Below are 15,035 nucleotides of genomic sequence, written 5' to 3' on the forward strand. Positions count from 1 at the left end.
TCGATTTCCTGCTGATATACAAGAAATTCCCACGAAGACCCTTGACACATTGTTAGGACATTATGACAGTATCGAAGTAGACCGACCGTGACCAGGGTCACGAGCACGACGATGTAATGCACCAACCAAGGGAGTCTCCATGTCGACAGCCGAGAAGTCGGGACTGGTCCGAGAACGCGTCGCCCTGCCGCCTCTGGGGCACGGCCCCTTCCGCCGTCGCCTGCATGCGGTGGCGCTGATCGCGACGCTCGGCGGTCTCCTCTTCGGCTACGACACGGGCGTCATCAACGGCGCACTGGAGCCGATGAAGGAGGACCTCGGGCTCACCGCGTTCACCGAGGGCGTGGTGACCAGCTCGCTGCTGTTCGCGGCCGCCTTCGGCGCGATGATCGGCGGACGTATCGCCGACGCCCTCGGACGGCGCAAGACGATCATGGCGTTGGCCGTGTTGTTCTTGATCGGCACCGTCACCTGCGTGTTCGCGCCGGGATTCGGTGTGATGGTCCTCGGTCGCGTCATCCTCGGCCTCGCGGTGGGTGGCGCCTCCACCGTCGTCCCGGTCTACCTTGCCGAACTGGCGCCCTATGAGATCCGCGGATCCCTCGCCGGCCGCAACGAACTCATGATCGTCATCGGCCAGCTCGCGGCATTCATCATCAACGCGATCATCGGCAACGTGTGGGGCGATCACGACGGAGTGTGGCGCTATATGCTCGCCGTGGCCGCGCTGCCGGCGATGTGCCTCATGGCCGGCATGATGACCGTCCCCGAGTCCCCGCGCTGGCTGATCTCCAAGGATCGCGTCGGCGAGGCCACCGAAGTCCTGTCCACGATCCGGTCGCAGCAGCGCGCCAAGGCCGAGGTCGACATGATCACCGAGATCGCCGAGATGGAGAAAAACCGCGTCAAGGGCAGCTGGTCGTCCATTCGCGACAGCCGGTGGGTCCGGCGCATCCTGTTGGTGGGTATCGGACTCGGGGTCTTCCAGCAACTCACCGGCATCAACGCGATCATGTACTACGGCCAATCCGTGCTCAAGGACGCCGGTTTCGAATCGAAGGCCGCACTGATCGCCAACATCGCCCCCGGGGTCATCGCGGTGATCGGCTCCGTCGTCGCCCTGTGGCTGGCCCAGCATATGAACAGGCGCACCACCCTGCTCATCGGCTACAGCCTCACCACGATGTTCCACTTTCTCATCGGTATCGCGTCGGTTGTACTGCCACAAGGCAATTCGTTGCGCCCATGGATACTCCTCCTGCTGATCGTCCTGTTCGTCGGCTCGATGCAGACCTTCCTCAATGTGGCCACCTGGGTACTGCTTTCGGAGATCTTCCCGCTGCAGATCCGTGGCCTGGCCATCGGCATCTCGGTGTTCTGCCTGTGGATGGCCAATGCGTTCCTCGGTCTGTTATTCCCGACGATCGTCGAGGCGGTCGGCATCACCGGAACCTTCTTCATGTTCGGCGTGATCGGACTGTTCGCCATCGCGTTCATCTACACCCAGGCACCCGAAACCCGCGGCCGCACACTCGAAGAGGTCGAGGACGACGTCACCACGGGTGCGATCTACACACATCACCTCCGAGACAAGGCCGAGGCCTGATCCCCGGAGGACCCTCGAGCGCATCCACCGGCCCCCAGCATCGGTCAGCGGCGAACAGGCGCCGTGGTCGCACGCACGACGAGTCGGGGACGACGCACGATCCGAGGCGGGGGGCCGCCGTCGATCATCCCCAGCGCACCCGCGACCGCATCCGCAGCCAACTCGCCGGCATCCTGCGACACGGTCGTCAGCGGTACCGGCGCACGGGATGCGAGCCTCGCGTCGTCGTAGCCGATGACCGAGACATCCTCGGGCACACGTAATCCGGTTCGGATGAGCACATCGATCACCCCAGTGGCGCACTCGTCGTTGAACGCGACGACAGCTGTGGTCGACTCGTCGGCGGCCACCAGATCACGCGTTGCACGGGCACCATCGATCTGCGTGAGACCGCCCGCGACGATCGACGCCTCGGACGACAGGCCGCGCTCTCCCATCGCCGACGAGAACCCCGCACGACGGTCGGGCGCACCGGGAGCGTCCCCGCCATCGATGTGCACGATCCGCCGATGACCCAGTCCCACAAGATGGTCGACGGCCAGCCCGACGCCCGCGGTGTCGTCACTACGGACATGACCGACCCCGGGCACGTTGCTGTCGCGGGCCACCACCACGACCGGAAGGCGTTCGGCGAGTCCGGCGAGTGCGTCGTCGGACAGGCGGGAACCCAGCAGGATCACCGCCTCGCAGCGCTCCCGCACCACGGTGTCGAGGGCGGCAGCCTCAGAGCGACTGGGCGCGACCGCGCTGATCACCACGTCGTAGTCGACGTCGGCGGCCACCCGGTAGGTCTCCTCCACCAGATCGCCGTGGAACGGCTCACGGAGTTCGAAGGTCACCCCCAACAGCCGCGACGACGCCTGCCGCAACTTCCGGGCGCGTTGATCCGGGACGTACCCCATCTCGCCGGCGATCGACAACACGCGCTCGCGGGTCTCGTCGCTCGCACCGGCCACTCCGCGCATCACGATCGACACCAGCGCCGTCGACACCCCGGCGGCCTGCGCGACGTCGGCGAGAGTCACCCGCCCACCTCGTCTCGCACTCATCGAATCCTCCTTGACCGTGTGTGAGGCAGGGCACTACTCTAACCTAGAACGTTCTACTAGAACGTTCTAGTACCTCGAGACCTCGGAGCCTTCATGACCACCAGCACCTCCCCGACCGCGCTCGCATCCGACACCGGGATCGCCACGCCGGTCCGCGTCGCCACCATCGGCGCCGGCCGCATCGGCAGCAGCCATACCGAACTGATCGCCCGACACGTGCCGGGTGCCGTCGTGGCAGCCGTGGCCGACCCGGTCGACGGTGCGGCCGAGCGGCTCGCAGGGGCGGTCGACGCCGGGTTCGCCACCGCCGACATCGACGTGGTGCTCGCATCCCCTGACGTCGATGCAGTGCTGATCACCGCACCGGCGCGGAGTCACAGCGAATTGGTCTGTCGCGCAGCGGCGGCCGGCAAGCACGTCTTCTGCGAGAAACCGATGGCGGTGACCCTCGACGAGGCCGATCGGGCGATCGCCGCGGCATCGGACGCAGATGTGGTGCTGCAGGTCGGTTTCAACCGGCGATTCGCCTCCGGCTTCGCGGCTGCCCGCCGGGCGGTCGACGACGGGCGGGTCGGCACCCCGCAGTTGCTGCGCTCGTTGACCCGCGATCCCGGCCCGTGGCACGTGGATCCGGCCCGGGTTCCGCAGTGGACGATCTTCCTCGAGACGCTGATCCACGATTTCGACACCCTGTGCTTCCTCAACCCAGGGGCCCGACCGGCGTCGGTGCACGCGTTCGCCGATGCCCTGATCCGTCCGGATGCGAAAGCGTCCGGACACCTCGACACCGCGATCGTCACCATCGCGTTCGACAACGGCGCCATCGCCACCGCCGAGGCCAGCTTCTCCGCCCTGTACGGATATGACGTCCGCGGCGAGGTCTTCGGCTCGGCCGGTATGGCGACCGCCGGTGACGGACGCACCAGCGACATGACGTTCTACGGAGCCGCCGGGATCGCGATCGACACCGCCCGGCGCGACACCGTCCTCCTGCACAACGCCTACGTCGGCGAGCTCACGGCGTTCGTCGAGTCGGTGCGCAGCGGATCGCCCGCCGTGGTCGGCGGGGCCGACGCACGGACTGCACTGCAGATCGCGTTGGCCGCGATTCGCAGCGTCGAGACCGGTCGCACCGTCACTGTCGACGAGGTCGACTGATGACCTACCGACTGGCGGCCAGCGCCGAGATGCTCTACCTGGACCTGCCTTTCGTCGACCGGGTCCGCACCATCCACGATCGCGGACTCCTGGTGGAGATCTGGGACTGGTCCACCAAGGACATCGACGCCCTGGTCGCCACCGGCGCCGAATTCGCCTCGATGACCGGGTACCTGACCGGCAATCTCACCGATCCCGGCGGCATCTCCGCTTTCCTCGACTCGGCAGAGGAATCGATCACGGTGGCCGCCCGTCTCGACTGCCCGAGCCTGAACGTGCACGGCACCGGACTGGGCCCAGATGGCCTGCCCGTGGTTCCGGTCGATGTGGTGACGCCCGAGATGTGGCTCACCGCGGCCGACACCCTGCGCCGGCTCGCGGAGATCGGCGAGCGTCACGACCGGGTCTTCACCCTCGAGAACCTCAATCTCGGCGTCGACCACCCGGGGACCCCGTTTGCCACCGCGTCGGACACCATGACGCTGGTGAGGGCCGTCGACTCCCCGCACCTACGGATGAACCTCGATCTCTATCACGCTCAGATCGGTGAGGGTAACCTCATCGAATTAATCAGGACGGCAATGCCTTTCGTCGGCGAGATCCAGGTTGCCGACGTTCCTGGCCGGTGTGAGCCGGGCACCGGGGAGATCAACTACCCCGCGATCGCCACGGCGCTCACAGAGATCGGCTACACCGGCGTCGTCGGCCTCGAGGGCTGGGCGAGCGCCGACCCGGACGACGCCGTCGACGCATTCATGACGGCGTTCGGCTGACCCGTACCGGCCGTGCCAGCTCGAGCACGATGTCGAGGACGGCCCGGGCCGCTCGGGACGGCGTGCGGGTGGACGAGTGCGCGATCGCTATGTCCCACATCAGCGCGGTGTCCGAACACGGCACGATGGCCGCACCTGCGTGCATGTGTGCCACGCCCAGCGGGACGAGTGTCACGCCGAAACCCTTGACCGCCAAGCTCATCCCGAAGAACTGATCGGCCACCTCGATCACCGTCCGCCTGTCCGGGATGTCGCGGTCGACGACCGCGCGGGTCCCCCAACCGGGCGGATAGTCGATGACGCGCTCCTCGGCCAGGTCGGCGGTCGCGAAGGAACCGGCCTGCGCCAGACGGTGATCGGGCGAACACACCAGTACCAACGGTTCCTGCGCGAGCCGGTGAACGGCGATGCCAGGGATCAGGTCCGGATACGCCCCCAGGAATGCGAGGTCGAGGGTGCCTGCGCGCACCCCGACGATGTTGCCGGAGCTGCCGCGCGGATTCTGGCGCATGGCGATCGTGATCCCGGGATGGCGCCGATGGATCTCGGCGAATGCCTCGGCCAGGTCGATGGAGACGACGTTGACGAGCGCACCGACTGCGACCTCTCCGCGGATGTCGCCGCGAACTCCGTCGACCGCGTCGAAGATGTCGGCACGCGCGCGCAGGGCCGCGCGCGCCGGACCGACGATCGCGCGACCGGTGTCGGTCAGCACGAGCACAGTGGGGGTGCGATCGAAGACGCGTTCCCCCAGCTCGCGCTCCATCTTGGCCACCCCCGTGGAGACCGCAGACTGCACGACGTCGAGCGATCGCGCGGCAGCAGTGAACGTGCCCAGGTCGCAACAGGCAAGGAAATACTCCAGGTGACGCAACTCCATCTCGGCCTCCATCGCGATCAGAGATGTCTGTATCGAAATCTATCGCTTTTCCTGAAGGCTAGACGGCCCGACAATGTATGCATGGCCACCACCCTCTCTGTCCCCGATCGAGCACAGACCCGACTCAGTCGCGTCGTGGTCTTCCTGTTCGCGGTGACTGCGGGCTCGTCGGCCGGCTGTCTCTACTATCTGCAACCGCTCTTGCACGAGATCAGCGTCGACTTCTCGATCTCGACCGCGACGGCCGGTCTGCTGATCGCGGTGACCCAGATCGGTTATCTGCTCGGCCTTGCCCTCGTCGTCCCGCTCGGCGACTTCGTCAATCGCCGCCGGCTGGTGACCGGCCTCCTCGCCGTCTCGTGCGTCGCCCTGGTGGCCGCCGGCCTGATGCCCGCATACGGCGGCCTGCTGACGATGGTGTTCGCGGTCGGGGTCTCGGCGTCGGCCGCACAGGTCGTGGTCCCGTGGGCGGCCGCGATCGCCGCACCGAACGAGCGCGGCGCGGTGGTCGGCAATGTGATGAGCGGACTGCTCATCGGCATTCTGTTCTCCCGAGTCCTCAGTGGGCTGGTCGCCGAGGTAGGTGGCTGGCGGGCGATCCTGTTCGTCGCCGCGGGACTGCAGGTGGCGATGGCGGTGGCGGTCTGGTTCCGCGCTCCCGAAGCGCCGCCCGAGGCTGCCGGGTCGGGTCAGAGCTACCCGCAGGTCCTCCGGTCGATCCTGACCCTCGTGCGCACCCACGACGTGTTGCGGCACCGCATGTTCCTCGGTGGGCTCACCATGGCGGCCTTCAGCTGCATGTGGACCGCGATCGCCTTCCTGCTGGCCGGCGCCGGTGACTCGACCTACTCGTACTCGGAAGCGGAGATCGGCCTGTTCGGACTTGCCGGCGTGGCAGGTGCGCTGGTCGCGCCGGTGGTCGGCAAGCTGGCCGATCGGGGCTACCTGCGCCACACCCAGTACGGCGTGTGGGGCGCGCAGATTCTCGGGTGGCTCCTGCTGTGGGCCGGTGCACATCAGGTCGTGGTGCTGGTGATCGCCCTGCTCGTCTTCGACTTCGGCGTCCAGGGCGTCCAGCTGGCCAATCAGACAGGCGTGTATTCGCTTGACGGCCGGGCTCGTTCACGGTTGACCACGGCGTACATGGTGGCCTACTTCGCCGGCGGCGTGATCGGCTCGACGGTCGGCGGCTGGGCGTACCAGGCGGGCGGCTGGCCCCTCGTGTGCACGATCGGGACGGGTTCGGCGATCGTCGGGCTCACGACGTGGGCGGTCTTCTCCTGGACCGAACGCGGGCATCCGGTGCAGGGCCGAGCGGCGCATGCCGAATTGCGAGCGGCGGCTCGGGGCTGACGGTTCCCGGTTCGGTGGGAGCCGTTTCGATACGCCGGCCCGCTGCCGCTCGCCCACTGCGCGACCAGCGGGGCTCGTCGGCCTCCCAACCGATCGGCAGCGAGATCACCTACGTGACAGCTTCTTTCGCCGCAGATCGGCGATGGCGGTCTTGAGGCCGCGGGTCCTCGGCATGCCGGCGAAGCGACGCTCCGATGCCGTCTCGGGAGCGTCGTCGGCGGTGTCGCGCAGGAACCGATCGGGCAACGCGAGCTTGTTGATGGTCCGCAAGGTCTGCAGGTACTGCACGAACAGCGAACCGGTCGTGTACGGCAGGTCGTACTTGTCGCACAGCGCGCGAATCCGCACCGACATCTCGGCGTAGCGATTGCTGGGCAGATCCGGATACAGGTGGTGCTCGATCTGGTAACAGAGATTGCCGCTCAGGAAGGCCGTCGCCGGGCCCGCGTCGAAATTGGCGGTACCGAGCATCTGACGGAGATACCACTGTCCGGGAGTCTCGTCGGTGAGTGAATCGACGGTGAACTTCTCTGCGCCGTCCGGGAAATGCCCGCAGAAGATCACCACGTACGCCCAGAGATTGCGGATCAGATTCGCGCTGAGATTCGCGGTCAAGGTATGCGCGAAGTTCGGACCGGTCAACACCGGGAACAGCACGTAATCCTTGCCGACCTGCTTGCCGATCTTGCGGAGGAACACCTTGATCTGAGGTACTGCAACATCTTTCGGCTTCGTGCCGTTGATGACCTCTTTGAGTTCGAGGTCGTGCAGACCGATTCCCCACTCGAAGGTGGCCGCGAGGACCAGGTTGAAGAACGGCTGGAGTATGCGCCGCGGCTCCCACGGCTCGTCGCGGGTCACCCGCAGGATCTTGTACCCGACGTCGTGATCCATCCCGACCACGTTGGTGTACTTGTGGTGGATGTAGTTGTGCGAGTGCTTCCAATGCGGCGACGCGCACACCATGTCCCACTCCCACGTCGTGGAGTGGACCTCGGGATCGTTCATCCAATCCCATTGCCCGTGCATCACATTGTGCCCGAGCTCCATGTTCTCGATGATCTTGGAGAGTGCGAGCGCACCGGTCCCCAGCAACCACAGTGAACGCTTGTGACTGCCGAACAGCGCCAGCCGACCGGCCACCTCGAGTGCGCGGTGGGCGAAGATCGTCCGACGCAGGTAGCGGACATCACGAACACCCCGGTCGGCTTCGATCTCACGTCGAAGGGCGTCGAGTTCTGCGCCCAATGCCTCGACGTCCGCATCGCTCAGATGGGCGTAGGCATTGATGTCGGTTATGGCCATCGGCACCCATTATGCCCGCCCCGCGGACGGAGGTTCCACGGACCTCGGCCGCCACACATCACCAAGGTCAGGCCGCCGGACGCTGCCGGACGGGCACCTCGGTTCGTGCGGCGGACACGTCTGCGCGCCGTCCACGACGCAAGGTCCGGATGGCCGAACGCAGACCACGTCGGCGACCGGTCTCGGGATCGACCGAGGCCATCAGCCGCGCGCCCTCGGGAAGCCCCTGCTTGAACCGGCGCTCGGAGGCGGTCTCCGGCGCATCGTCGACGGTCGCCTTGAGGTATTTGTCCGGCAACGACAGCTTCGCGATGGTGCGCCACGATTTCGCGTACTGCACCGGGAACGAGCCAGTGGTGTACGGGAGGTCGTACTTCTCGCACAACGCCCGCACGCGCACCGAGATCTCGGCGAGCCGGTTGCTGGGCAGATCGGGGAAGATGTGGTGCTCGATCTGGTAGGACAGATTCCCGCTCATGAACGCCAGCGCCGGGCCGCTGCGGAAGTTCGCGCTGCCCAGCATCTGACGCAGATACCACTCACCCCGCGTCTCACTGTCCACGTCCTGCTTGGTGAACTTCTCGGCGCCGTCGGGGAAATGACCGCAGAAGATGACCGCGTTGGTCCACACGTTGCGGATGAAGTTGCCCATCAGGTTTGCCGTCAGAGCCTTCCGGAAGGCGTGTCCGACGCCGACGCTCCGGCCGGTCGCCCCGGCCACCAGAGCCGGGTAGACCGCGTAGTCCTTGACGACCTGCCTGCCGACCTTCTTGCCGACGTCGGCGAGGTCGCGGCGGAACTGCTCCTTGGCCTCGGGTGTCTTGCGCTTCTTGCCCAGCTCGAGATGCTGTGCGGCGACACCGTATTCAAAGCCGGCGGCCAGGACCGTGTTGAAGAAGAGGTTGCCGAGATAGAACGGTCGCCAGCGCTGGTCGCGCGTGACACGCAGCAGCCCGTAGCCCACGTCGTCGTCCATCCCGAGGACGTTCGTGTACTTGTGATGGATGTAGTTGTGGGTGTGTTTCCAGTGCGCCGACGGGCCGGTGTTGTCCCACTCCCAGGTCGTCGAGTGCACCTCGGGATCGTTCATCCAATCCCACTGCCCGTGCATCACGTTGTGCCCGAGCTCCATGTTCTCGACGATCTTGGCGACGCCGAGTGCGCCCGCACCTGCCCACCACATCGACCGCTTCGACGATCCGAAGATCAGCGCCCGTCCGGCCAGCTCCAGACCGCGCTGGAAGCGGATTGTGTTGCGGAGATAGCGCGCGTCGCGCTCACCGCGATCGGCCTCGATGTCGGCGCGGATCGCATCGAGCTCCACGCCCAACGCCTCGATCTCCACCTCGGTGAGGTGCGCGTACTCAGGGATGTCGGTGATCGCCATGGTGCTCCCGTTCGCATCGACCTACCAAACCGTAACTTACGCAAGCGTAGGTTGGCTGGTTCGCCATGTCCACCCCCGGCCCGAGATCACCGGAGGAATGTGACCCAATCCACCCTCGCAGTCAGTCGCGGAGCAGTTCGAACCCGATGAGGTCCTCGAAGACGCCGGCCGAACTCGCCGCGAGCTGCTGTGTGCCGAACTCACGGAACCCGGCCGACTGCGCCAACGACTTCGAGCCCGTGTTGCTCATCGCGGCGAACATCGTCAACCGGCGCAGGCCCATGACGCCGAATGCGTGATCCACCACGGCAGGGAATGCCTCGGCCAGGACACCGCCGCCCCGCGCATCCGGGTGTGTGTAGAAACCCGCCTCGGCACCGGTCACCGCGTCGATATCGAGCAGGGTGATGTCGCCGAGATAGGTGTCGGTCGCGAGGTCGGCGACCACCCACGTACACGTCTCACCACGCGCGGCCGTCCACCATTTGCGCAGGCGTTCGGCAGCGGCGTGCTCGACGGTGAGCGGAACCGGACGCTCGAAGAGGTACTTCCGCGACACCGGGTCATCGAGGGTGTCCCGGACCCGCTCGTCGTCTCTCTCGGCAAGCGGTCGGAGGCGGAATCGTTCGGTGTCGAAAGTCGATGCGTGCCACGTGGTCTTCGGCGCAGGCGAATCATCTGGACGCAAGGTTGCCACCCATGCGTCACAGATCGCGTCACCGATCTCGAGCCCGTCGCGGACGACGGCATCGAGAGTGAATCCGCATGCGTGTGCGACGCGAAGACTCGGGAGATTGCCGACCGCCGCCTGCCACCGCACCGCTCGCTTGCCCACACCGAATGCGTGATCGACCGCCAATCGCACCGAACGCTGCATCACACCGAGGCCCCGGGCATCGGGATGGAGCGCGAAACCGATGTCGACGATCGCACCCGCGCCGCGGATGTCGACATTGCCGACGTACCGACCGCCATGGTCGATGGCCCAGCCCATCCCGGTTCCCTCGTCCCATCCGCGCGGGATGTCGTCGAGCGCGAACTGCTCCGCGTCGCCCCGTCCGTACGGGGTGGGCACCCGCGTCCAGCGGATCATCTCGGGGTCGGTCGCCATCTCGACGATCCGGCCGAGGTCGGAGGATCGATGACCACGCAGCGTGACGACTCCGTCGCCGAGGACCGGGACGTCGGGCGACCACGAGAGTTCAGCGGGCACCCGACTCACTCCGCACAGCTGTGTTCACGCGGTCAGCCTAACCGGTCAGACCGGTCATACGCCGAGTGTGCAGTCCCCTGCCGCGGCGCTGATACACGTCTGGATCCGCTCACCCTCGACATGCTCTGCTCCCGACCGCAGATCGCGCACACACCCTTTGTCCAGCATCACGACGCAGCTCTGACAGATCCCCATCCGACAGCCGAACGGCATCATCACACCTGCGGATTCGCCCGCCTCGAGCAGTGTTGTCGCGCCGTCGATCTCGGCGGTTCGTCCCGATCGGCCGAAGGTGACCGTCCCGCCCTCGGCACCGACCGCTCCTCGTTCGAGGGCGAACCGCTCGATGTGCAGGTGGTCGTCCGCCCCGGCATCGGCATACATCCGGTGCACGGCGTCGAGGAACGAACTCGGTCCGCACGCCCACGTCTCGCGCTCGCGCCAGTCCGGCACCAGATCCGCGAGTCGGTCGGGCGTCACCTTGCCGTCGGTGCGCGTGTACTGGATGTGCAGATCCACCACACCGTCGGCAGCCAGCGTCGCCAGTTCGTCCCCGAACAGCAGGTCCGCGGCTGTCGGCGTCGAGTGGATCACCCGGATGTCGGCGCGCTGCCTGCGGTGGCGGACCATCCGCAGCATCGACATGATGGGCGTGATGCCGCTCCCGGCAGTGACGAAAAGGGTCTTCGGCGGCAACGGCTCCGGCAGGACGAACTCACCGGCAGGCGCCGCCAACCGGACCACGGTGCCCGGTTGCAGACCGTTCACCAGATGCGACGACAGGAAGCCCTCGGGCATCGCCTTCACGGTGATCGTGATCGTCTTGCCGTCGTCGCCGTCGCCCGAGCCGACCGGCGCGGAGGTCAGTGAGTACGACCGCCAGGTCCACCGCCCCTCCATCAGGACTCCGATCCCGACGTACTGGCCGGGCCGATAGTCGAGCGAGAACCCCCAGCCCGGGCGGATGCGGATGGTGGCCGAGTCCTCGGTCTCCGGCGTGACCGAGACGACCTTTCCGCGTAGTTCCCGGGCCGACCAGAGCGGATTGGCGAGATGCAGGTAGTCATCGGGCAACAGCGGCGTGGTGATCCGGGCGAATGCCGCCCGCGCCCACTGCGTGCCACGGGTGCGAGCCGCGACACCGGCCACCGGTTCCTCGAACCGTTCGAGCCAACCCACCTGAGCACCACCTCACTCGCGTGCCCAGGGGCCGCGCATCGACAACCTACGCTTCCGTAGGTTACGCGACCGCGGCCGAGCTCGCGCAGATGGTCAGAGCGACGCGAGCAGGATCAGAGCAACTCGAGCAGGAACGGGAGTTCCTGCGTGGCATACCAGGCGAGGTCGAAGTCCTCCACATCGCCGACGGCCAGCTCCGCGTCCTGATCACCGAGGTCGGCGGCGTCGATCACCACGACGGCGGCCCGGACCTTGTCCTCGGCCTCGGCGACGTCGACGTGGACGGACGCGATGTCACGCAGCGGCACCGGTCCACTGATCTTGACCACCGCGTCGTCGAGATCGGGACGCAGACTCACATCGTCGACGTCGGCGGCGACCACCGCGCGGCGGGGCGGGAGCCTGGGGGTGTCTCCGGGTTTCGCGGTGCGCTCGTCCTCGACGAGATCCGCGTCGCCGTCGACGTCACCGGGTTCGGACGCCTCACCGGCGAGCAGGCGCAGCGATGCTCGCGCCGCCTCCCGCATCGCCACCTCGGCCAGCTCTTCGTCGTCGCCGGCGAGGAACGATTCACGCAACGCCGGGGTGAGCGCGAAGCCCGTCCCACCGATGGCCCGGAACTCCCCACTCTCACTGAGCTCCATCAACATGGCCAGTGTCGCCGGCAGATAGACCCGCATCGCAACCCGTCCCCTCACCCGTTCACCACAACTCGTTCACACAACTCGGCCAACCCTATCCGCAGAGGCCGGCGTCCGGCGTCGGCGCCGGTCACCGACCTGCGTGTCTGCCGGAATCGCTCACTTGGCCGCCTCGAGTTCCTCATAGGCCTCCGTCACGTAATCGGTCATCGCCGGCAGATCGCTCAGCACTCCGCGATCCGCGATGAAGGCGAACTGGAGGCTGTTGCGATAGTCGACGACACTGATCGCGAGAGCCCGTTGGGCCAGGAGGGCCGGGATCGCGTACACCTGCACCACCGGACATCCGCCGACATAGCGCGCGGCCACCGGCAGGGTCCCCATCCCCACCGGCACGTTGTAGTTGCGCCGGTTCAGACTGCGGAACGCCCGTGAACTGAACTCGGGGAAGGGCACCATACCGAGCTCGGGAAGCAGCGGCCGCGGCCCCATCGAGAGACGCCGTGACGACTGCGAATACCGATTGGCGAGGCCGGCGACCTGGGCAAGCCGGACTGCCGGATTGTCCTCTCCCACAGGCAGATCCGTGACAAAACTCGCCTTGCCGACGGTGATCCACCGCCCATCGGCATCGACCCGACGCTCCACCGCCGGGTCGCGCGCCGACAGTGGCAGGACGACGCGCACGGTGTCACCCGCCTCCACCGACTCGTCGTAGGAGAGCATCCACCGGCGCATCGCGCCAGAGATGATGGCGAGCTCTACGTCGTTGACGGTGCAGTCGTAACGGTCGGCGATCTTGGCACACCCACGCCGCGGGACCGAGGCCACCGCGAAGGTCCGGGTGGACGTGGTCGAACTGTTCAACCGGCTCGCAGGTGCCGAGTCGGTCATCTGCTGAACCACACTCCCCACCCGGCGGAGAGCGCCTTCGGCCGTCGATCGGAGGTCCCCGACGACGGAGTTGTTGTGCACCAGCGAATCCACCAGATCACCGGGCCGCGACAGCGCCTCGGCGATGGCGCCCAGCGCGAGACTGGTGCTGCCCGGGGGTGAGCCGGGCATCCAGAGATCTTCGGGCAGCGGCTCGACCGTACGGGTGTCGTCGCAGATCACCTCGCTGATCTCCATGGCGTCATGGGCGTCGACCATGCACCGGTGGGTTTTGGTGAGGATCGCGAGCTTGCCGTCGGGCAGCCCTTCGATCAGGTACATCTCCCAGAGCGGCCGCGTGCGATCGAGAGGCCGCGACATGACCCTGGCGATGAGGTCCTGCAACTGGACGGTGTCGCCCGGTCGAGGGAGACCGGAGCGGCGGATGTGGAAGTTGATGTCGAAGTCGCGGTCGTCGACCCACACCGGCCTGGCCAGGCCGAGCGTCACCTCACGAATGATCTGTCGGTAGCGCGGCACCAGCTGAAGGCGATTCTCCACCAGCGCGACCAGGCGTGAGTAGTCCAGCACCGGGGCGGGCGGCTTGTCTTCTGACCCCGCCCCGCCCGCAACGCCCGGGCCGGTCGTCGGCGCCTTCCTGGTTCGGGAAGCGCCCGTGCCGGCCCGTTTGTCCGTGTGGTTCGGGTCGATCACCAGGAGAGCTCCCAGATGCGTCGTGGAACCCGACTCGTCGAGGAAGTAGAACATCGCGTCATGCGCGGAGAGCCGGTTCACCACGAGGACGATCCTAGTGGCCTCGGCACATCTCGCCCGTCGGATGCCGCGTCCACGCACGATCGCAGACAAGCGTCGACCCGGCCGCGGCCCCGAGGTGGGCTCGGCACGGTCGGTATCGGCCCCCGCCTTCGACATCGCAACGCGACCGCGGTGGGCGAACCTCGTCTCGCCGTCGGGTGCCCGTGTGCGACAGCCCGCCAGACCACGCAGCGGTCATCAGACGAGGGTGAAATCAACCAGTTGCCAACGATATTCGACGTTCCGCGGCAACCCGGGACGGTAGTGTCCCGAGGCACCACGGACTCGGCAGGGCAATTGTTCGATCCGCGCCGCGAACGCGCGGACCCGATCGCCGCGACGACAACTGCCGAACACCTCGGCGATGCCCGGACCACGCATCTGTACGTGGACCCGGCGCAGGGTCGCCGCGTTCTCCACGACCTGCGCCACTGCACCCGCGGACGGCCGCACCAGGCCGTGGACGCGGGCGAGAGCCGTCAGCTCCACGAGCAACTGCTGTGTGACGACGCCCTCGAGCTGATTGACCCCGCGCCGGCGGTCGAGCACCTCGAGGACCAGCGTCACGGTGCCGACCGCGAATCTTCTCGCCTCGACGGCCTGCGCCGACGACCGGTCGGGTGCAAACCGCCTGCGCGCGCCGGCCGGGACCGGAGTCGGCCCATCGGCGGACCCGTCGACCTCCACGGACCGGACCGGTGGTTCGTACGGCGGAGCCGGGCGGATCAGGACTCGAGGCGTCTCCATGAGTATCGGACGCACCGGAGCGCCGGCCGGTTCCCCGTCACATCGGACAGATCCG

Annotated in this window: 13 protein-coding genes; 4 read left to right on the top strand and 9 right to left on the bottom strand. The window is 67.0% G+C overall.

Annotation, left to right across the window (positions count from 1 at the left end):
• The first annotated feature begins 139 nt into the window (after positions 1-139).
• Positions 140-1,606, top strand: a complete 1,467-nt coding sequence (locus IDF66_RS03715) for a sugar porter family MFS transporter (protein ID WP_190265766.1) — start codon at positions 140-142, stop codon at positions 1,604-1,606.
• Positions 1,607-1,650: 44 nt separating this feature from the next.
• Here IDF66_RS03715 and IDF66_RS03720 read toward each other — a convergent pair whose 3' ends face one another.
• Positions 1,651-2,655: a LacI family DNA-binding transcriptional regulator gene (locus tag IDF66_RS03720; RefSeq protein WP_190265767.1), complete on the bottom strand. Its 1,005-nt coding sequence runs from the start codon at positions 2,653-2,655 to the stop codon at positions 1,651-1,653.
• Between the two features lie 93 nt (positions 2,656-2,748).
• Between IDF66_RS03720 and IDF66_RS03725 the strand changes: the two genes are divergently transcribed.
• Complete coding sequence (locus tag IDF66_RS03725; RefSeq protein ID WP_190265768.1) at positions 2,749-3,813, top strand: Gfo/Idh/MocA family oxidoreductase; 1,065 nt, start codon at positions 2,749-2,751, stop codon at positions 3,811-3,813.
• A complete protein-coding gene (locus IDF66_RS03730) occupies positions 3,813-4,586 on the top strand; it encodes a TIM barrel protein (protein ID WP_190265769.1) in 774 nt (257 codons plus the stop codon). Before IDF66_RS03725 ends, IDF66_RS03730 begins: the two co-directional genes overlap by 1 nt.
• Here IDF66_RS03730 and IDF66_RS03735 read toward each other — a convergent pair.
• On the bottom strand, positions 4,567-5,466 hold the full coding sequence (locus tag IDF66_RS03735; RefSeq protein WP_190265770.1) for a LysR family transcriptional regulator: 900 nt from the start codon (positions 5,464-5,466) through the stop codon (positions 4,567-4,569). The two genes, IDF66_RS03730 and IDF66_RS03735, sit on opposite strands and share 20 nt — an antisense overlap.
• Before the next feature lie 81 nt (positions 5,467-5,547).
• On the opposite strand from IDF66_RS03735, the gene IDF66_RS03740 reads away from it, so the two are divergent.
• Positions 5,548-6,819: an MFS transporter gene (locus IDF66_RS03740; protein WP_190265771.1), complete on the top strand. Its 1,272-nt coding sequence runs from the start codon at positions 5,548-5,550 to the stop codon at positions 6,817-6,819.
• Positions 6,820-6,924: 105 nt separating this feature from the next.
• On the opposite strand, the gene IDF66_RS03745 is transcribed toward IDF66_RS03740, so the two are convergent.
• From IDF66_RS03745 to IDF66_RS03775, 7 genes are all read right to left on the bottom strand, one after another.
• On the bottom strand, positions 6,925-8,124 hold the full coding sequence (locus tag IDF66_RS03745; protein ID WP_190265772.1) for a fatty acid desaturase family protein: 1,200 nt from the start codon (positions 8,122-8,124) through the stop codon (positions 6,925-6,927).
• A 67-nt stretch (positions 8,125-8,191) separates the two neighbouring features.
• Positions 8,192-9,511: a fatty acid desaturase family protein gene (locus tag IDF66_RS03750; protein WP_190265773.1), complete on the bottom strand. Its 1,320-nt coding sequence runs from the start codon at positions 9,509-9,511 to the stop codon at positions 8,192-8,194.
• Positions 9,512-9,632: 121 nt separating this feature from the next.
• Positions 9,633-10,724: a GNAT family N-acetyltransferase gene (locus IDF66_RS03755; RefSeq protein WP_203588666.1), complete on the bottom strand. Its 1,092-nt coding sequence runs from the start codon at positions 10,722-10,724 to the stop codon at positions 9,633-9,635.
• Positions 10,725-10,778: 54 nt separating this feature from the next.
• Entirely contained in the window at positions 10,779-11,903 is a 1,125-nt protein-coding gene (locus IDF66_RS03760; protein WP_190265774.1) for a ferredoxin reductase, read from the bottom strand.
• A 113-nt stretch (positions 11,904-12,016) separates the two neighbouring features.
• Positions 12,017-12,583, bottom strand: coding sequence for a DUF6912 family protein (locus tag IDF66_RS03765; protein WP_164309338.1), 567 nt, complete (start codon positions 12,581-12,583; stop codon positions 12,017-12,019).
• 120 nt (positions 12,584-12,703) lie between these two features.
• A complete protein-coding gene (locus tag IDF66_RS03770; protein ID WP_190265775.1) occupies positions 12,704-14,215 on the bottom strand; it encodes a wax ester/triacylglycerol synthase domain-containing protein in 1,512 nt (503 codons plus the stop codon).
• A gap of 216 nt (positions 14,216-14,431) precedes the next feature.
• Positions 14,432-14,980, bottom strand: a complete 549-nt coding sequence (locus IDF66_RS03775; RefSeq protein ID WP_190265776.1) for an Rv3235 family protein — start codon at positions 14,978-14,980, stop codon at positions 14,432-14,434.
• Positions 14,981-15,035: the final 55 nt, after the last annotated feature.

This window comes from Gordonia hankookensis (assembly GCF_014673215.1).
GTDB classification, from domain to species: domain Bacteria; phylum Actinomycetota; class Actinomycetes; order Mycobacteriales; family Mycobacteriaceae; genus Gordonia; species Gordonia hankookensis.